The organism is Alphaproteobacteria bacterium GM7ARS4, assembly GCA_014332745.1.
In the GTDB taxonomy this organism is placed as follows: Bacteria; Pseudomonadota; Alphaproteobacteria; order GM7ARS4; family GM7ARS4; genus GM7ARS4.
In genome coordinates this window covers 1-19692 of record JACONL010000012.1, presented here as the reverse complement: position 1 = coordinate 19692, position 19692 = coordinate 1, and the positions used below count along the sequence as shown (strand labels likewise).

Sequence of the window (19692 nt, the reverse complement as noted above, 5' to 3'; positions counted from 1 at the left end):
TGCCAAAGAATATCGCCGTTATGCCCAAGACATCGTATCATCAGGCATGCCTATCTACCATTATGAAGCATTATGCCGTGACCCTGTGGCAGTGCTCAAGACATTCTGTCGTGAGATGAATTTACCCTATGGCGAGAAAGCCCTCAAAGATTTTTATAAAAGTCGTCATGTGCGTGGTTCTGGTTTGCACAGTCGACAACGGGATGATTACAAGAAGCTCCAACAGAGCAGACGGAGCGTCCCCTATACCATAGAAACGTTATTGCGAGGACAGCCCGATTTAAAAGAAAGCGACCGCTTGCTGGGGTTATCTCCCTATCGAGAATCCTCTTCTCAATTTCATCGGCGCTCCTTAAAGGATATACTCTTACGTCTCAAACACGCCATGAAAAAAAATTGACATGACCTATTCCCTTAAGAACAAACGCGTATGGGTTGCTGGACATACAGGTATGGTGGGGTCAGCCCTTGTGAGGCGCTTGGAGCAAGAGGCGTGCGCCCTCCTCTCTGTGACGAGGGAGCAGGTGGACCTCAGGGACCAACATGCCGTCAGAGAATGGATGTGCCAGCATAAACCAAATGCCATTTTTCTTGCAGCCGCGAAGGTAGGAGGAATCTACGCCAACGAGACATACCCCGCTGACTTTAGCTACGACAACATCATGATAGAGGCAAATATCATCCATACAGCCTATCTGTGTGGTGTGGAGAAACTCCTCTTTTTAGGCTCATCATGTATCTATCCCCGTGACTGCCCGCAACCTATCAAAGAATCGTATCTCCTCACGGGCGCTTTAGAGCAAACCAATCAATGGTATGCCGTGGCTAAGATTGCCGGCATTACCCTATGCCAAGCCTATCGTCAGCAATATGGCTGTTCCTTTCATGCTGTCATGCCGACCAACCTCTATGGTCCCCATGACAATTTTCATCCACAAAACAGCCATGTCCCCGCTGCCCTGTTACGTCGTTTCCATGACGCTAAGCGCCGCCAAGATGCGCACGTCATGGTATGGGGAACGGGTGAGCCTTTGCGTGAGTTTCTCCATGCTGACGATTTAGCGGATGCATGTGTCTTTCTCATGCAACATTATGACGGCCATGAGATCGTCAATATCGGGACAGGCCTCGACATACGCATTAAGGATTTTGCCGCTCTTGTGGCGGAAGAAGTAGGCTATAAGGGAGAGATACGATTCGACACAACCAAAAAAGATGGAACGAAACGCAAGCTGCTCGACGTCAGCCGTCTCCATAGATTGGGATGGAAACATAAGATAAGCCTTAAAGATGGCTTAGCGCATTACAATGATTGGTTTGTGAAGAATGTCAAGAACCTATAAAGTGCTTGAAAAGACAATCTTGATACAATAGGGTGTGGGGCATGGAGTCGAGTTGATTCGTTACGACCACTGACAATAAACGTATGAAGAGCGCTATTATTACGGGCATTACGGGACAAGATGGGTCCTACCTTGCTGATTTTCTCATACAAAAAGGATACCATGTCCATGGTGTCAAGCGTCGCTCTTCATCCTTTAACACGGGAAGGATAGACCATTTATACAAAGATAGTCATCAAAAGAACGGCAATTTTACCCTTTATCATGGTGATATGACAGACGCCAGTAGTCTCATACACCTTGTTCAATCCATACAACCCACAGAGATTTACAATCTGGCAGCCCAAAGTCATGTCCAAGTGAGTTTTGAGACCCCAGAATATACGGCGCAAGCCGACGCCTTGGGGACATTACGCCTCTTGGAGGCCATACGTATCCTTGGCATGGAAAAAAAGACGCGATTCTATCAAGCGTCAACATCGGAAATGTATGGCAAAATACAAGAAAACCCACAAACCGAAACAACACCCTTCTATCCTCGCTCTCCCTATGGCGCTGCAAAACTTTACGCCCATTGGCTCACCATCAACTACCGTGAAGCCTATGGCTTACATGCGTCCAATGGTATCCTCTTTAACCACGAGAGCCCCCTTCGCGGCGAAACCTTCGTGACAAGAAAGATTAGCCGCGCTGTTGCTCAAATCTCCCATGAAAAAGAATCATGCCTATGGCTTGGCAACATTGACGCCAAGAGAGACTGGGGGCATGCGCGAGACTACGTCGAAGGGATGTGGCTTATGCTCCAACAAGAAAAGGCTGATGACTATGTGCTGGCAACAGGAGTCGCGCACTCGGTGCGCGACTTTGTCGAGCATGCTTTTCTCGAAATCGGTGAAGAGATTATATGGACAGGTCAAGGCGTGGAGGAACAAGGCATCTGCAAAAAAACAGGTGTCGTCCGTGTTCGCATAGATAAGCGCTATTTCCGTCCAACAGAGGTGGACTATTTACGCGGGGACGCCAGCAAAGCTCAAAAACAGCTGGGATGGCGTCACAAAATATCTTTCCATGACCTCGTCAAAGAAATGGTCCAAGCCGATATACGAGCTATCACAAGGCACAAGGCGTCATGCTGATGCCATCATGTCGTGTGGAAGCAAAAAGCTTATGATACGATTAATGCACACCCATGGGCGGTCTGGAGGGACGCTCACGAACCGCCTCTTAGGCAGTATGCCTGACGTTGTCATGATGTCGGAGGTCATGCCATACGAACCAAACGCGAAAGGAGGTGGGAACGATGTAAGGCTAGTCTATGGACAAGCGAAACGATACTATAACATCACCCTCAAGAATCGCGAGTACATCCCATCGATTCTCGAACTGGAGGATATATGCGAACGTTCGGGACGTCACCTTGTCGTCCGTGAATGGACAACAATGCTGTATCTACGGAGATACATGTGGGTTAGAAAATGGGTTAATAAGAAAAGCCGCAAGACAAAAAATCCCGGTCTCTACACATTAGACCACTTGCCAAAACATCATGTGCGCCCATTTGCTATGGTGAGAGAAAGCATTGATGTGTATAAGTCACGTGTGCTTCTACCGGGAGTCCATCCATTAGAGAAGAATCTTTCCTATTTTTCCGACTGGTATCTTCGTTATGCTCAAGATGTCGCTGCGTCAAACATGCTCATTTACTACTACGAATCATTATGTCGCGACCCTATACCCTACGTGAAAAACATGTGCCGTGACCTTGAATTACCCTTTAGTGAGAAAGCCGTAAAGACATTTTACGAGTATAAAAACGTGCTTGGCTCAAAGCTCAAGAGTACACAACGAGATGATATAACCAGCATACAACAGAGTAGAAAACGCACCTATCCTTATAACCAAGAAAGGCTGCTTCGCCGTAATGCTCAATTGAGAAAAAGTGATAAGCTCTTAGGGGTGCGCCGCGAGCCTTTTCTCTTGTTTATTATGCGCTTTCTCAAGGATTTCCGACAAGGCAAGATAAGCCATGAGGCGACAGAACATCTCATGGGCACAGATAGGCTGGCATCACAACAGGGCGCACCATAAAACGTCCATGGGAGGAAGACAGAATGCATATTTGGTTTGCAACACAGCACAGCCATGAACCTTGGTTGCAACAAACGCCAGCAGGCGATGGCGCATGGAAAGATATCCGTTATACAATCAAAGCGGGAGGAGAAGAATGTATTTGGCTGAGTGTGTATGACGAACCATCGGGAGACATAAAAACATGTGCTCCATGGCAGCAACGTATCCTTTTTGTGAGTGAACCCCCCGCCTTAAAGCAGTATCCCAAAGACTATGTAGACCAATTTGGTATCGTTGTTAGCCCTTGTCCCTTCCTGTATCCCATTAAGGGTGAGTGGGTGCGGACGCAAGCATGCCTCAATTGGCATTATAATGCCAAACGCTCCCAAACAGAATCCTACGCTGGCAGTCTCGTCCCTGTCAGCCACGCGTGGCAAGATATGAAAAAAGAGCAAGGACCTAAAGAACGGCTCGTCTCGACCATCACCAGCCGCAAAACCATGCTCCCCATACAAATACAAAGGGTGCGTTTCATAGAAGCGCTCTTGCGTCGCATGGGAGAAGGCAGCCTCCATGTCTACGGGCGAGACGATAACTTCGTGGAGACAAAAGCCGACGCCATACGACGTTACCGATACCATATTGTCTTAGAGAACAACATCATACCACATTTCTGGACGGAAAAAATTGCCGACTGCTACATCGGTGAGGCCTATCCCCTCTATTGTGGATGCCCTAATCTCGAAGCGTATTTCCCTAAAGAATCATTCATCCCCATCAATGTCTTCGATATAGATAAGGCATGCGCTATTGTAGAGGAGACATGCAACACCAACATATGGGAGCAGAATCACAATGCCATTATCGAGGCAAAACGCCTCGTCATGGAGGACTATAACGTCTTTGCTGTTATCGCGCGTATCATAAAAAACAGGCCCGAAAGGAAAGAAAAACAAAGCGCCAAAAGCATGATATACCCATCAACGCATTTCCGCCACCGTCAGCATGCCCTCAAAAGGTTTATTTTTGATTGGAAAAAGGAAGAGGCATAAGCGGTACATAAGCGGTAGAGAGGCGTTGCCTGAGGATAATCCTATCCCTATAGACAATATCTCTAGAGTGAGGCGGCAAGAAAAATCGTGCCAAAAAAGCGGTCGGGCAACAAGGAGAAGAGTCCCGCTGTCGTAAGACCAACAAAGGTCGCTATCATCACATACTTATGTAACGTCACATGGTGATATTTAACCGCAACAACTGCTAAAACAAGGGACACGATCGTCCATACAGAAAGCACATGAATCCAACTCATCGAGCCATCTTCCCTGAGTTCACGGATAAAAAAACCAGAACAAGCAACGACCATCATGATGACAACCCACAGCCACCCCAGCCTTTTATGCCATGGTGTGCCTTTCTTGCCGTAGAGCAGTATGCCTCCCGACACAACCGCTAAGAGTGCCGCCAACGCATGCGTCCATATGATGTTCACATCTGTCATGGCAGATTAGATGGGTGGATAAGGCACTTCACCCCAATCCTCATGCCTGTTGTCCACCATGATTGTCAAGATATAGGGGAGAATATAACATAGGCTTTTAGCGCCATCTTCGACCTGCTTCCTATTGACACCCCCTCCCCATGTGGCGGCGCCATGCATGAGTTGATTCCTGAGCGTATAGAGCTTATCGAAGACGCTCTCAAAGAGTGAGCGCATATTCTTATCCTTGAGTGCTTGCCTGACATCGTCCTGACTTGTTTGGTGAAGTTCGCGAAACTTCTTTTTCTGATGCTCCCCTTTCTTACGGGAATTCCAAAATCCTTGATAGATATATTCGTTCGCCACAATGTCCCTCATTGTATGGAGGAAGTCAAGCTCCTCAAAAAGTCGCTTGTTACAATGGTGTTTATCCCTCTCAAGAATAGTGTATAAAAAATCGAAAAGGATGTCTTTTTCTCCCCTTTCATCCCACAGCTGGTCCTTGCCATAGGCAGCATTAAAGGCTATCCAATAGAAAACAAAAGCGGCATCAAAATCACGACGACGCATTTCTCTCTCAGCGCGTCCGAACCAGTTGAGCGCGCGCCGCATGCGGGTACGAAAACTCTCATCACATTCCTTTTCATAACGCTTGAATTGCTTCACAGACTCCCTATAGGATAGGGCACGCTGACGCCTCATGAGAAGTCCGCTGATGCTACGCCATAACAATGCCGTTCTCTCCTTACCTTTTTATCGCCTTACCCAGCTGACATTTTATCCAAGGCACGGACATAAAACAACACGTATAGAAAGAGAAAGACATGATTCATTGTATAGGCGATAGCCACGCCAGCTTTTTTAGCGGTCGAGGCTGGATGCAACCCATCTGGCCAGAGCGTTCTTCCGATAGACTCTCTTACTTCAAAAGTTACAGAATTGGAGCGGCAACAGCCTATCATCTCAAAAACAAGGAAGCGCTCATCGAATCGATTATCGACTCCTTGTCTCTCACACAACAAGATGCTCTCCTCTTTTGCTTTGGTGAAGTCGATTGTAGGGGACATCTCCTTAAACAGCAAAAGATACAAGACAAGCCTCTGGAAGAGATTGTCCAAATATGCGTCACACGCCTCTTAGAGGCTCTGTCTCACTATAAAAAATATGGTGTGAACATCATTGTTTGGGGACCTGCCGCCACGTGGCATGACTGTAAGCCTTATGATGGCTTGTCCTTTGGTAGCCATAAGGAGCGCAATCATGTCACACGTCTTTTTAATCGCTTTTCTGCTGAAAAATGCCCCGCCTATGGTTTTCACTTTGTCAGCATCTTCGACAAATTACTGAGGGACACCACAGAAACAGCGCCCTGTTACTTGGACCATAGTGGCATTCACTTAACACAGAACGCCATGCCTTTCGCCCTTGATGCCTTGAAAGAACAAAAACTCCTTCCAGCATACGAGCCAGCCTATAAAGGCTATCCTAATAAAATTGAATTTATCAAGCATGCCTTCGCGCAGTATTATGAAGATAAAGGACCTGAGACAGGTATTTTGCAAGGTTACAAATATGAGGGCGCATCAACCCACTGTACCAATTGCCTTTGCACGCTTATTAAAATGGTAGAAGCGCGTAGTGTGCTAGAAATAGGCTCATGGCGTTATATAGGGTCAAACGGCATGGGCGCTGCTATGGACGAATACTACGGCAAGAAGGGATATGGAGTCATCGACTCCTTTGACGTCCAAAAGGGAGGATACAACGGCAAGAAGCTAGGGGCTTTGTTAGGACGATATAGGCCAACATCCCGAAGGGTTGTCCCCCATTTTTGGTATCCTTACCACACGCAAGGCGAAGGGTGGAAATATCAAGGCAATGTCGTCTACAAAGAGTTTATCGACATGACAAATGACACGATCACGTGGCATAACAGGGCGTTATTGGAACGTGCGGCTATGCCCCATGGCGGGACATATGATATTATTTTCATCGATGGTGACCATTCCTATGAGGGGGTCTCCCTAGATTTCAGCGTATCACGCCATGTTGCCGATGAAAACACCCTTTTTGTCGTTGATAATATCTGGGATAGGCGCATGAAGGATGTGCGTCAGTTTTTCGATGCTTTACCATACATCAAGTGGGATTTTGAGGAATGGAATGACGCCCATTACGAGCGCGACATGGTGCAAGATACAGGAATTTTTATTCTCCAAAAGCCCAACGAACTGGCCCCATGCCGTGAGAGGCATCAAAAGAAATAAGAAAGCCTCAATTGCGCGTAGTCCTCTCTGTTTAAGAAAGAGAAACGCGTATCATCATCTAGGTCGCCGAAGAGGCGCATGTCGAATTCGATTTTCCAATGCTCTGTGAGGCGTCGCGCCACTTCGATATTTGTAAAGATGCCATCCCCTGCCATATCGAGCGTCACGCCGCCAAGGAATGTCGTATCAGCGACATCGTTGAAGGCATACCGAAGGCCAACAAAGACGTCTCTATCAAACGGCACGGCTGGCGCCGTGCTATCACGCCCATCATAATGATATTCAGCGAGCATGCCCAGGTCGTGAGCGCCTTCATAGAGACCAAAGAACGTATATTCCACCCCCGCCGTGAAGGCAAAAAACGGACGTCCCTGCCCCCTTCTGTAGAGCCCTTCTAGCTTCCATAGCCATGCGTCCTCTGTATATTGCGCGTTGAGGGATGTGTCATGAATTGTTTCATAGAAAGGCACAAGACGTCCTTGTAGAAACTGAATACGTGGCTCTCTGCCTATACCATGAAATTGCGCTATGCCAATATCCCAAAAGCCTATGACATGTTCATAGCGTATGGCAACATTTGGGTAGAATTCCTCTTCATCCACCGCATAGAGGGCATCATGTGTATCAATGACAAAGGCGTCCCGCACTCTGCCAGTCCGTCCCGGGAAAGGACGTTCCCGAAAATAAGGAAGATACATGAACAATAAGCTACCAGAGGCGTGAGCGCGTATCAGTTGGAGCATAGGCATACCAAAGCGGTCTTCATCATCAATATCCTCGATGGCGTCAACTTGGTTGATATTATCCACCAAATGACGCGACTCCGCGACTCCCCAAAAGACACGGCTTATCCCAAGGCGTATCTCCCAATCTCTTGACGCACGATACGACCAATCCCATTGACGTATATCCACATGGGTGCGTTCGCTATCAGAAGGGTCATAACGTAAGAAAACTTTCGCAACAAAAGAATGCTTCCTGTCCTCACTGGCATGATAGTATTCTGGCTCAAAGATGTAGGAGGGAACAGAACCGTTCTTCTGTTCGGGAAAAGGATGTGTATGAAAAAATTGGCGATGCTCTACGGCAACATATCCCGTCAATTCGCCTGCCTCCGTCTTCTGCCATGGCACGAGCCAAAGAAAGAGGACAACGGCACACAGAGAAAAGCGCACAGCTATCGCACCCGTTTTAGACTTGCCTGATTAAAGTCTTGCTCTGTGAGCCCCGTTTTAAATTGGTAGTCTTTGAAAAACAATTCCGTGCTTTTTCCTGTTTGGTGATTCACCATACGCAACCTACCGGGACGCCAATACCGCCCAAGATACTCTTTATAGTCGTCGTTGGTTTGGGTTTTGAGTTTCTCTCCCTTTCGATCATAAAAATCTAGGCGGTAGAGTCGCATCTCATCCACATCTATCCACGAAACACGCTTTGTATAGCCAGAATGTTCATATCGAGGGACGGAGGTCGAGCGATAGCATTCTAAGGTCTCTTGCCCTGGACATGGCTCTATGGCATCATAGCGCCACGTATATTTTCCTACTTCATTGCCTGTAATATCTTCATAGGCAAATTCCAAGCCAAGGAAGGCGCCTGATTTATTCTTGGAAGAGATACGCTTGACTCTCTTAATGGAGGGCAGGTAGAGCCATTGGTCATCTGGCTCAAGGATTTCCGCGTGGGAAAGAAATGCTGTGCCATTGAGATCCCGAGGACTAAAAAACAACAGCATCGACATATCGCCAACATCAAGAGCAGGTCGTTCGAGAGTGCGTGATTCCATCTCCCTATGATTTTCCTGACCGTAAGCATTACGCAAAATCATTTCCATACGCGCTATTTGGCTTTCAAAGCCAATATCCCGCCTATCGTATTCGAGAGCTATTTCCTCACCTATTTTTTCAGGAGAAGAGAAGGATAGCAAGACATCTTTCCCTCGCTCTGGCTGTGTTGTATCAGCGTAGGCAGGAGTCACGATGAAAGGAAGAATGAAGAGATATTTTATCATGAGACGAGCTCCTTTCTGGCAAAGAATTTTTTCCTGATGTCATCGATGATGATAAGCGTGGGAGGAAGAAGGAAGAAATCCAACACTAAGGCTGAGGCAATGACAATCGATGCCAAAAAGCCAAGATAGCTATTGATCTGAAATCCCGATTGGGCGAGAACTAAGAACCCACAAACAAGAATAATCGTTGTGGACACAAGGGCGGTCCCCACCGTATTGAAAGCGTACACGACAGCTTGACGCGCGTCTAAGCCTTTTTCCCGTTGAGCGCGTAAGTATTTAGACAGGAAATGCACCGTGTCATCCACGATAATACCAAGGCACACGGCAAAAGCGAACGCTGCCGCCATATTGATCTGCCCTACCAACAATGCCCACAACCCAAAGCCTAAGACAACGGGCATCAAGTTAGGGAGCAACGAGGCCAGCCCCATCTGTATGCTCCTGAGTGATATAAGAATGATGCCAGAAATAAGCAACAAAGCAAAGATATTGCCCACCAACATGGCGCGTATATTGCGGTCTCCTATAAAGGAAAACAAGACGACAGACCCTGTCGCTTTCGCATGCATAAAGGAAGGCGTGTTATCCTGTAGCCATTGTTCGGAGCGCGCTTTGAAGGCGCGCAATTCTCTCGTAGAGAGGTCATGGACTGTCACCGTAACACGTGACGCGCTCTTATCGATATTGACACGGTCCGTCAGGTCTAAACCATATGGAAGAGAAAATTCATAGAGTAAGAGATATTGGCTTGCCATATCCTGTTGTTGGGGGATGCGATACCATTCTTCATCATCACCATGCATATTCTTGTTGAGTCGCTTGAACGTATCGGACATAGAGAAGACATGGGTGACCTCTGGCTGGGCTCGTAGCCATTGCGTGAAGGCGTCAAGCTGGTCAAGATATTGTGGGTCAGTGATTTGGTCTCTGCCAGCACTGCCCACAGAGTATTCAACGGCATACAGGCCGCCCAAATGTTCCATCATAAATTCGGTATCGGGACGAAAAGAGATATCCTCGTCAAAATACTGGACAAATTGATCGTTAAGCTCAATTCTTGGTACCATCAACGCGGCGAAACAGACACCAAGCACACTGACGGCAAAGAGAGGGCGGTGATGGCGCACAATGCCATGGGCGAACCTCTCCATCAATGGGACATGCTCACGAGAGCGAGGGCGTATATTGATAGGAAGGATAGCAAGCAACGCGGGCAAGAGGGTCATGGAATAGACAAAGGCCGCCGCAATCCCGAACGCTGTCATGTTGCCTAAATGCCAAAATGGCGGTGAATCCGAGAAATTGAGCGTAAGGAAACCGATAGCGGTCGTTGCTGACGTTAAGAAGACGGGCTGCGTATTGATACGGAGCGACTCAACGATGGCATCACGTTTTGCCATGCCGCCTTGCATAGCTTTCACCATAGAGACGATAATATGAACGGAATCAGCAATGGCAAGCGTGAGCACAATGTTCGGTGTGCCAGCAGAAGGAGGCGATAGGGGAAAGCCCATCCATCCGCCAAATGCCACAGCAACAAGGGCGGAAAACATAATAACCACACATGTCGCCATGGTGGCGAAGAGGGAACGCACCAACAGCCCCATGACCACTATCAGCATGAGATACATAAGAGGCATAAGGGTCGACAGATCATTCATGGAACTTTCCGTGAAAGCATTGTTGAGGAAGACCGCCCCTGATGGTCTCATCTCAATGTCGGGGTATTTTTCTCGATAACGTTCAAGGAGCTCGCGCGCTGCTTGGGAGGCAATAATGACCTCTTCGTTTTTAATGCGCGGCAGATTGATAAGGATATTGATTCCCGTTGTCAGGCCGTCACGACTCACAATTTTTCCGTTGAGGATTGGCTCATTCTGGGCAATACGCCGAATGTCGTCCAACGCCTGTTGGGATAGCCCATAAGGGTCATCTTCCACCAAGTCTCTCACAGTCAAATCATCACCTTCGGCAGAGGAGTGCTGAAAATTGGTCAGTGAGTCGACTCTTTGAGCGTAGGGCAGTTTCCAACTCTCTTCTGTGAGTTCTTGGACAAGACGTAGCACAGACGGTTGGTAAACATCGCCTGTCTGAGGTTTGAGTGTGAAAAAGATATTATCGGTCGTGGCATAAACACGCTCCACAAAGTCAAACGCTTCGAGTTGCGGGTTGCCTTCCGAGAAGAAAATACGATAGTTGGCGTTGAATTCGAGATAGCGCCCGCCCATGGCAAAAAGAGACGTCAACACCACCGCCAAGAGGACGACACGCCACGCATGGTCAACAATATATCGAGCATATAAAACAGAGCGTTCAGCCACGATATGTCTCCTATGTGCGTGATTTAAGGCGTGATATGAAAAGACGGCCCACGCCCCCTGTCACTGACGGACTATAGCCATGTTTTGTATCTTGTAAAGCATTTTTCAAAAAAAAGCATTGAGCAATAAGGCGTCTCCTGTGAGGATGCTTCTTGTGCGCAAGATATTTAGGTGGCCGTATAGTGGTGCATGAGGCATGGCGGGCGTTTCCAATCTTCTCGATGGTTTTCCATCATGGTTTTTAAGATAAGGGGAACAATGGCCGCCATGATTTTTGCGCCTTGTTCTACTTGCGGACGATTCACGCCCCCTTTCCATGTCGCACATCCATGCATTAATTGGTTACGAAGTTCATAGAGGCGGTCAAAGAGAATCTGTGCGATTGTTTTCGTATCACGGCTATTGAGCGCATGATGCGCGCGCCTCTTGCTCCGCTGGAAGGACTCTTCCCAACGGTCATGCGCATTGTCCCCATATTGGTCATACCAGAACCACTTAAAGACATACTCGTTGTCGAGAATCTCCCGAATAATAAGAGGAAAGTTATCCCATATGACGTTATAAATGGCATGCTCTTTGTCTAGGTCAATGATACGTCTTAGAAACTCGTGAAAAATATCGCGCTCTCGAGGCGCTGACTCGTTCGCCCTCTGGGCGGCAGCTGGGTTGGTGCGTTGAGCGTAGGCGGCGTTAAAGGCGATCCAATAGAACATAAAGAAACTATCTTGATTCCCCTTATCGGCGGCATAGGCTTTTTCTGCGCATCGAATCCAACTCAATGCGCGCCGCATGCGATGTGCCAAATTGTCAGGAAATTGGGCACTATGCGACTTATGCAAACGCAACAATGTTCGATAGGAAATGCTCTGCCCTTTTGGCTTTGCATCACGCCAATCTTGGATATGCTCTATGGTCTTGCGCCCCTTGACGGCAACCCCACGCAAAAGGTGGGAACGACCTAAGGTTTTTCCTAGGAGGGGGCGGATTTTTTTTGCGTCTGCCCCCTTCGACAAGCCCACATCTTTCTGCTTTTCGATGGACGAGCGATTCTCATGCGTTTTTTCTCTTCGTGATGTAAAAGGCAATTTCATCGATAGACCCGTCTTCTCAGATACCCTGCCCCCTTATAACAGGTAAATCGGGGCGTGTCTCACTTTTCCCCATAGAACAGCCGTGCTACCAGCGCGTCACATAACGCACCATACCCTGCCCTTGAGCATACCCGCTATGAATCCTATAACGACGACCACCAGAAGAGAGACTGCCTCCTAAAAAGCGAGCGCCAGATACATCCCAAACAAACTCACCGCCCCACATGGCATGGCGATAAGACAGACCCATACCGCCATCACAGCCACGCTGCCAATCCAATAAAGCGCCACGCCGACGAGCAACAGCGCAATGACCCCACGCCATGACATCCAAGCCCGATACGACCTGATACTGACCATAGAGGCGATAGTTATCCACTTTACCAAAACGGAAGCCGCCAGAACCATACGCACCAAAAAAGTCTTTGCTTTCATAGTAAGACCCGCTGATAAAACGATTCCTCGTCTCATCATTGAATGACAAGCCTATTTCAGGATAAAAGCCCGCACGATACATCATGCCAAAAGAACCAAACAAAGGAAGATTGTCGGGAACAGGCACAGGCTCGTAGCGATATGTCTGGGCTGGCATGGTGAATCCCCTCGTCTCACCAAACTCCGTAATGTCAATATGAATGGCATCCACCCCTGTAGGAACGCCTACACGACCCACAGACGCATATTGCCCACGCATCAACGATTGATAGATGTCATCCCACTCTTGGCTGTCCCTTCCCCTATCAAGAGACACGCTCTTATCATCGGGAGTCTCTGTTTCAGTCTTCGTCTCAGTCGTCCTCTCTTGCTGAGGTGACACGACTGAGAGAGGCGTGCCACGGGCCACGTCTTTGCTCTTCGCTGGCGCGCTCTGCCCTTGTTGCGCTGATGGTGAAGAGGAAGAGAACTGCCACAAAAGCCGACTGAGAGTACTAAATCTGTCGGCAAGCACGTGGAACATCTTGATGGGATTAAAGAACGTGACGCCATTGACCACGTCCTTTGACGCATCAAACAGCACATTGACAACGTGATTGTTAAAAACAAAATTCGCATCACCAATACTGTGTACGGGAGCTCGCAAAAACGCCATAGCGCGGGCGATTGTTCCCGCCACATAGGCGGCGGCTGTTTTCGTATCCGTCACGTGAGGGCCTCCCGCTGCAACACAATGTGCCACCATGCCACAGCCATTGCTATCAGCATGAAGGCTTGTCCCTTGACGGTTCAAACGCGCAACAAAAAACAGGTTGTCCTCCTGCAAGGCTGCCTCAATACGCGCTGCTGTTCCCATATCATAGAGGCGTCCATCATCAAGGAAATTCGCGACACCATTGTCCCCCGTTGGCATGAATAATTTATATCCTCTGATAGCCTCTGCTGTGAGTCCTCCCTCATTGAAAACATCGGTGCTCGTCGATGTAATCACTGACCATGCTGGAAATCTCTCCATCTCTGTTCCCACAAAGGCGTCCCGCCTATTCCCTAAAGGGCGGTCACACGCTATGGGACGGTTCAAGAGTCCGTCTCGTACGTCCTTCGTCGCGTCGTTGCTCCCCCACAGGCAACTATAGGGTTTTCTGACATAGTCATAGGTCTGGGTAAGGACAGCACGAAATATAATTTCGTTTTCACGGGTATCAGTCAGTGCTGTCCGAACACCGTCCAATGTCAAACCGTAGGGTCCTGGTTTCCCACTATTCTTAATCCTCAGTGCCATCGTGGCGTCAATCAACTGAAACGGATTGAATGCCATAAGACCATTCTGCCGCATTCGAGACGCCATGAAGAGATGGTTCATCTCATCGAGATTCGTGGCATAGGGAAGATGTGCTAAAGCGCGCGCCATACTCGCCGCCACATAGGCTGTCGCCATTTGGCTACCCCCAAATGACACGCCATTGACCATGAAGTTGCCGCGAGCTGCCACACACTGAGCGACATCGCCACAGCCATTGCTATCAGCATGAAGGCCTGTCCCTTCATCATTCAAACGGGATACATAGAAGAGATTCCCCCCCGCCAAGGCATCCCGTATACGAGCAACAGAAGCCGTGTCATATAAACCTGTGTCATCAAGAAAATTGGCGATACCATTGTCCCCTGTGGGAGCAAACACCTTAAACCTTTCCAAATTCGCCGCCACCAAGCCATCTGCCGAAAAGGCATCCGTCCGTGATAACGCAACAACCGTCTGAAAATCTCCCGCCAAACGCTCAGAAACACCCATGTTGGTGACGATGTTTTTGACATCCCCAGCATTGTCTGCGCGATGGTTACAGCGAGAGACATGAGTCCCAGCGATGACATCCATGAGAGGCTGCATGCCCTCGTGATGGCCTACCAAACACAGCCACGCGGGCAAGGGCGATGGCTCATGACGCAAATGAAAGCGCTGTTCAAAGGCATCATCCACCACACCAGGAAGAGACGTCAAGAGAGGCTTGTCATGCAACTCTTTCACCGCATCCACCAGCCTGAAGGGATTAAAGACATTCGTGCCACCATGCACCATCGTCGCCTCCCTGAACAGCGTATTCACATAGTCCAATGGCGTATCCTGTGGCGCATGGGCAAGGGCGCGCGCAATAGCGCCAGACACATAGGCCGTGGCCGCTTGCGTGCCATCAAAGAGCATGCCATTAACAGTGAATGACCCTCTTGCTGCCACACATTGCGACAACTCACCCACGCCGCGTATGACATCGCCACAGCCATTGCTATCAGCATGAAGGCCTGTCCCTTCATCATTGAGACGCGCCACATAGAAGACATCTCCCGCCTCCATAGCATCCTCAATGCGCCTGACGTCTTCAGTATCATATAATGTCCCATCCTCGAGGAAATTCTTAACCCCATTCTCTCCTGTGGGGGCGAACAGTTTGTAGCCAGATATATCGGATGCTATGAGACCACCATCAGAAAAGGCATCAGTCCTAGACAACGCCACCATAGAACGAGCAGGTAAAGCCACCGATGGGTCTGTGCTCACAAAGGCTTGACGCATACCCATCACATCGCTGGCAGAGCGATGGCACATCGTGACATAAGGCTCTGTCAATGCCGAGAGGACAGGACTCATGATACTCTCATCCCCTAGTGTGCATAAAGAGAGGGCGCGGGGAGCTGATAAGGCAGCGGGACCATGGCCAAAGACATCGGTGAATGCTTCTTTCACCTGTGGGATCGTGGAGGTCAATCTTGGCCTCTTCCACAAGTCCCTAACCCGCTGAATAAGGCGCAACGGGCTAAAAACACGGTACCCCCCATCGTGAATGACAGCAGACCCATGGAAGAAGTCATTGACATGGTCTAGAGGCGTGTCGGGCGGTGAGTGAAGAAGAGCACGGGCAATACTTGCCGCCAAATAGGGTGAGGCCGATGACGTGCCATCAAAACGCGTATTGACAAAGAAACCCTCGGGGTCATGATTTATGCCAAAATCAAAATCACCCCTGGAAAACAGACAATTTCTGATACCACCACAGCTGTTTGTATATAATTCGGGACCCTTCCCATCTTTTCTAAACCACGCCACATAAAACACGTTTCCCGTTTCCAATGTCTCCAACAGACGATCTTGGCCTGCATGAGAACCAGTGAAAAACTGCGGTCCCGGCCCATTCCTCACATTGGCGGCAGCCGCAAAGACCTTGTACCCCCTCAACGCCTCTCGATGCGTATGGAAAATGCCATGCCGTTCGGTGACACTCCCCAATGAGATATTGACGATAGAACCAACCGGGAAGGCAGAAGAGTGCCAAAGACTATGATTCGTCGTTATGCATGGTTCAACGTAAGGCTCGAGAATCCTGTGCATGATCTGATAAATACCATACGTATGGTTCAAATCACGCGTATCAATAAAACAGACACTCGTCGGGCGTGTCAGACTCTTAAATGATTGGTCGAAGGCTGTGTTAACTTGCTCTAAAGTGGCAGTGATCGCAGGTGTCTTGTGGAATTCCCATATCTTATCGATGAGACGAAACGGATTAAACACATACATGCCGTTGTGAGAGACAATAGATGACGCAATAAGTTCATCCACAAAATCAAAGTGCGTCTGGTAGGGCATGTGGCTATAAGCACGGGCGATGGCAGCAGAGACATATGTTGTCGCTGCGTCCACCCCTTCAAAACGCTCATCGCCAACAGTGAAAGAACCGCGAGCAGCCACACAATTCTTGAGCCCACCACACCCATGGCTGTCGTCATGAATCCCCGTCCCTTCATCATTCAAACGCGACACATAGAGCATGTTGCCGGTCCTGAGGGACGCCATCATCCTCTCCTTCTCCCCATCATCGTAGAGAGTGTCATCCCCCAAAAAGAAATCATACTGGCTGTCGCTTGTCCCCACAGGCGCAAACACTTTATAGTCAGACAAATCGGCTGCCGTCAGACCACCCGCCTCAAAGGCATTGGTGTCAAGCAAGGCAATAAAGGAGCGGGGACGTATCTTCGCTATACCTTGTGCGCCAGTGAGAGCGTTTTTCACACCTTGCCCATCCGTCACTTGACGCGCGCATGTATGAAACAGCTGGACAACAGAAGGATTAAAATCGTATTGGACGCCAGAATCCGCAAAATCATCAACAAAAGCCTTTGCTGTCTCGGTGTCACGACCCAGCACGCACGTATTGACAGGCACATTGCTTATGGCGTCACAACGTCTCGCAAGCGCCCTTCCGTGAAGCGTTATGCAAAACGCTCTTTTCCCTAAGAAATTCGCATCAAAAATAGCATCCAGTTGAGCGCTGTCGGCATTGTACGACAAGAGGCATGTGCCTGTGGTCGCATCGAACATCTCCTCACCAACACAATCACTGGCAACTTTTCGCGCGCATGTGTGATTGTCCCTATCAACCTTGAAACCTTTCCGTTCGCACGTGGTGTGGGATACACATCCCTCCAGACGTTCTGCCCTATTGAGGAAACGCGGTGATGCCACAGCCGCGCAATCCAGCGCTGAAGGCGCCTCAACGCAACGTCTACGAGACGGGTCATAACCATATCCCTCACGGCATTGATTAGATGAGACGCATTCCCCATATAACGCGATCTCATCGTCAGCAGAACAAGCTGTCTTCACGTCTAAACATTTTCCCGAAGAAAACACCGTCCCACGCGGACACTCACCCTCAAAGCCATAAGCCTCACAGACGCCGTCATATTCCCGATACCCCTCCACAAGACACTGGTCTCTGGAGATACACCCCAAGCGCCCACTGATAGCATTCTGCAATCGTCCTGCTTGAAAACAGTGGTCTTGGGACGTGCGAAAGCCACTGCGCTTGTAACATGTTCCATCGCCAGCGTTATAGGCCGTGGTGGGATCGGTGCATATCTCCGCGCCCGCCCGCACACACACATGGTCGAGGATACTGCGTCCAGATGCCCGACACGCCTCCGCCGTCTCACAGCCCTGCCGATTGTTGCGCAATACCTTGCCTGCAGCAACGCACTCGGACGCCAAGACATAGTTGGTCGCACAGCGCCCATCCCGCAAGCCATCGGTGAGCGCGCAATCTTCTGCTTCCATACCGACACACGCGCCGCCTCTCACCTTGTATCCCAATGCCTCACAGGCATCACGGCGCTGGCAACCCCGTCTATCAAAACGAAGAACGCTCGCCTCTCCAACACAATCAGCTTCTGTCAAAGAAGGCTCATCAAGACACCGACCACCAACGAAACGCTTTGTCCCGACACAGTCGGTGAGCTCTGACAACGCACAACGGCTAGACTCCAACTGATAACCAGAGTCCGCGCATGCTGTTGCCAACTGACATCCTTCCCCGTCCAGCTGTAAAATCTTGCCCGCAGCAACGCAATGCGCCACATCCGTTGGCGAGGCGACACATTTTCCATCGGAAAAACCTTGCTCGCCGCTGGCGCAATCAGCCGCGACTTTCATCACACATGCGCCCGAAGATACCTTATACCCGTACGCTATGCAGCTGTCAGCGGATTGACATGTGAACCGGTTGAGACGTAACACCAAATTATTTCTCTGACAAAAAGCAACCGACGACACACAACGTCCCATATCAAAGCTCAGTCCTTCTGAGCACTCTTCCTCGCTGGTGTAAGCCTCACATAAGATATTACCCACCAACTTGTAACCTTCATCCCTACAGGCACCTGCAGTTTGACATCCTTCTCTATCAGGCTGCAATACCCTGCCAGCTTCCACACAAGAATATACCGTTTGTAGAGTTGGGTTACGCACACAACGCCCTATATTACCACTATTGCTCGTCACCGCTTCAGTGTGAAGTCCGTCTTCTTCACCGCAATCAGATAGGCGAGAACGCTGGCATTCACCTTCGTGCACCCGATACCCCGCCTCTATACACTCTTCCGAACGAACACAGCCTATCAACAGCTGCCCAAACGCAAATAATTTCCCCGCATTCGTGCAATGTTGAGGAAAAACGTCCACTCCCGCAACACATTTCCCCTTGTTAAGACCCATATTTCCGCCACAATCCTCAGGCATCTTATTAACGCACACAGAATCGACTGGCTTATACCCTTCGGCAGTGCATGCCAACGAGGTTTGACATCCCTCTCCATCATGCTGTAACACGCGAGAGACCACTTGACACTCAGTCGCATGACGGGGTTGTGCCACACATTTTCCTGCGGCAAAACCTTGTTCTTGTGGACCTCCCCGACAATCAGCGGCAACTTTGGCAACACAGGCATGACCTGCAACCTTGTAGCCTTCTGCCTCACAAGCGGCACGCGTCTGACATCCTTCACCATCATGTTGCAACACACGGGAAACCGCCTCACAGAGCATGGCTTGACGAGGAAAGTTAATACATGTTCCTAAAAATTCTATGAAGCCCTGTTCCCCCTGACAATCAGCAGGGACTTTGACGACACAGGCGTGATCTATCACCTTATAGCCCGCTCTCGTGCATGAGGAGGACGTCTGACACCCCTCACCATCACGCTGTAACACGCGAGAAACCGCCTGACACTCAGCCACATCGCGAGGCTGAGCCACGCATTTCCCTGAGGCCAAGCCTTGTTCGCCCGCACAATCCGCCGCCACTTTGGCAACACACGCATGCCCTACGACCTTATAACCCGCTGTC

At 49.3% G+C, this 19692-nt stretch carries 13 protein-coding genes; 6 read left to right on the top strand and 7 right to left on the bottom strand.

What is annotated here, in order from left to right:
• Positions 1-46: 46 nt before the first annotated feature.
• From GDA54_06550 to GDA54_06530, 5 genes are all read left to right on the top strand, one after another.
• Complete coding sequence (locus GDA54_06550) at positions 47-400, top strand: hypothetical protein (GenBank protein ID MBC6497959.1); 354 nt, start codon at positions 47-49, stop codon at positions 398-400.
• Between the two features lies 1 nt (position 401).
• The gene (locus tag GDA54_06545) at positions 402-1343 is read left to right on the top strand and encodes a GDP-L-fucose synthase (protein ID MBC6497958.1); all 942 of its coding nucleotides are present in this window, start codon (positions 402-404) and stop codon (positions 1341-1343) included.
• Positions 1344-1426: 83 nt separating this feature from the next.
• On the top strand, positions 1427-2479 hold the full coding sequence (gmd, locus tag GDA54_06540; GenBank protein MBC6497957.1) for a GDP-mannose 4,6-dehydratase: 1053 nt from the start codon (positions 1427-1429) through the stop codon (positions 2477-2479).
• A gap of 31 nt (positions 2480-2510) precedes the next feature.
• Complete coding sequence (locus GDA54_06535; GenBank protein ID MBC6497956.1) at positions 2511-3431, top strand: hypothetical protein; 921 nt, start codon at positions 2511-2513, stop codon at positions 3429-3431.
• A gap of 23 nt (positions 3432-3454) precedes the next feature.
• Entirely contained in the window at positions 3455-4465 is a 1011-nt protein-coding gene (locus tag GDA54_06530; GenBank protein MBC6497955.1) for a hypothetical protein, read from the top strand.
• A 62-nt stretch (positions 4466-4527) separates the two neighbouring features.
• Here the strand turns inward: GDA54_06530 and GDA54_06525 are convergent, their stop codons facing one another.
• Positions 4528-4911, bottom strand: a complete 384-nt coding sequence (locus GDA54_06525; protein ID MBC6497954.1) for a DUF2306 domain-containing protein — start codon at positions 4909-4911, stop codon at positions 4528-4530.
• A gap of 6 nt (positions 4912-4917) precedes the next feature.
• Positions 4918-5622, bottom strand: coding sequence for a hypothetical protein (locus tag GDA54_06520; GenBank protein MBC6497953.1), 705 nt, complete (start codon positions 5620-5622; stop codon positions 4918-4920).
• Positions 5623-5714: 92 nt separating this feature from the next.
• On the opposite strand from GDA54_06520, the gene GDA54_06515 reads away from it, so the two are divergent.
• Positions 5715-7157 (top strand): class I SAM-dependent methyltransferase, encoded by a 1443-nt coding sequence (locus GDA54_06515; GenBank protein ID MBC6497952.1) that lies wholly within the window; start codon positions 5715-5717, stop codon positions 7155-7157.
• Here GDA54_06515 and GDA54_06510 read toward each other — a convergent pair.
• The 5 genes from GDA54_06510 to GDA54_06490 all read right to left on the bottom strand — a co-directional run.
• Complete coding sequence (locus GDA54_06510) at positions 7145-8332, bottom strand: hypothetical protein (protein MBC6497951.1); 1188 nt, start codon at positions 8330-8332, stop codon at positions 7145-7147. The genes GDA54_06515 and GDA54_06510 overlap by 13 nt on opposite strands.
• A gap of 2 nt (positions 8333-8334) precedes the next feature.
• Complete coding sequence (locus GDA54_06505; protein ID MBC6497950.1) at positions 8335-9168, bottom strand: outer membrane lipoprotein-sorting protein; 834 nt, start codon at positions 9166-9168, stop codon at positions 8335-8337.
• Positions 9165-11492: an MMPL family transporter gene (locus GDA54_06500; protein MBC6497949.1), complete on the bottom strand. Its 2328-nt coding sequence runs from the start codon at positions 11490-11492 to the stop codon at positions 9165-9167. The genes GDA54_06505 and GDA54_06500 overlap by 4 nt, the downstream gene beginning before the upstream one ends.
• Before the next feature lie 167 nt (positions 11493-11659).
• Entirely contained in the window at positions 11660-12583 is a 924-nt protein-coding gene (locus GDA54_06495) for a hypothetical protein (protein ID MBC6497948.1), read from the bottom strand.
• An 85-nt stretch (positions 12584-12668) separates the two neighbouring features.
• On the bottom strand, positions 12669-19692 hold a 7024-nt coding region (locus tag GDA54_06490; GenBank protein ID MBC6497947.1), incomplete at its 5' end, for a hypothetical protein.

Excerpts from the sequence above, each read along its gene's own strand:
- GDA54_06550 (MBC6497959.1), top strand. The coding sequence starts at position 47 with ATGCCTATCTACCATTATGAAGCATTATGCCGTGACCCTGTGGCAGTG.
- GDA54_06545 (MBC6497958.1), top strand. The coding sequence starts at position 402 with ATGACCTATTCCCTTAAGAACAAACGCGTATGGGTTGCTGGACATACA.
- gmd (MBC6497957.1), top strand. The coding sequence starts at position 1,427 with ATGAAGAGCGCTATTATTACGGGCATTACGGGACAAGATGGGTCCTAC.
- GDA54_06535 (MBC6497956.1), top strand. The coding sequence starts at position 2,511 with ATGATACGATTAATGCACACCCATGGGCGGTCTGGAGGGACGCTCACG.
- GDA54_06530 (MBC6497955.1), top strand. The coding sequence starts at position 3,455 with ATGCATATTTGGTTTGCAACACAGCACAGCCATGAACCTTGGTTGCAA.
- GDA54_06525 (MBC6497954.1), bottom strand. The coding sequence starts at position 4,911 with ATGACAGATGTGAACATCATATGGACGCATGCGTTGGCGGCACTCTTA.
- GDA54_06515 (MBC6497952.1), top strand. The coding sequence starts at position 5,715 with ATGATTCATTGTATAGGCGATAGCCACGCCAGCTTTTTTAGCGGTCGA.
- GDA54_06505 (MBC6497950.1), bottom strand. The coding sequence starts at position 9,168 with ATGATAAAATATCTCTTCATTCTTCCTTTCATCGTGACTCCTGCCTAC.
- GDA54_06495 (MBC6497948.1), bottom strand. The coding sequence starts at position 12,583 with ATGAAATTGCCTTTTACATCACGAAGAGAAAAAACGCATGAGAATCGC.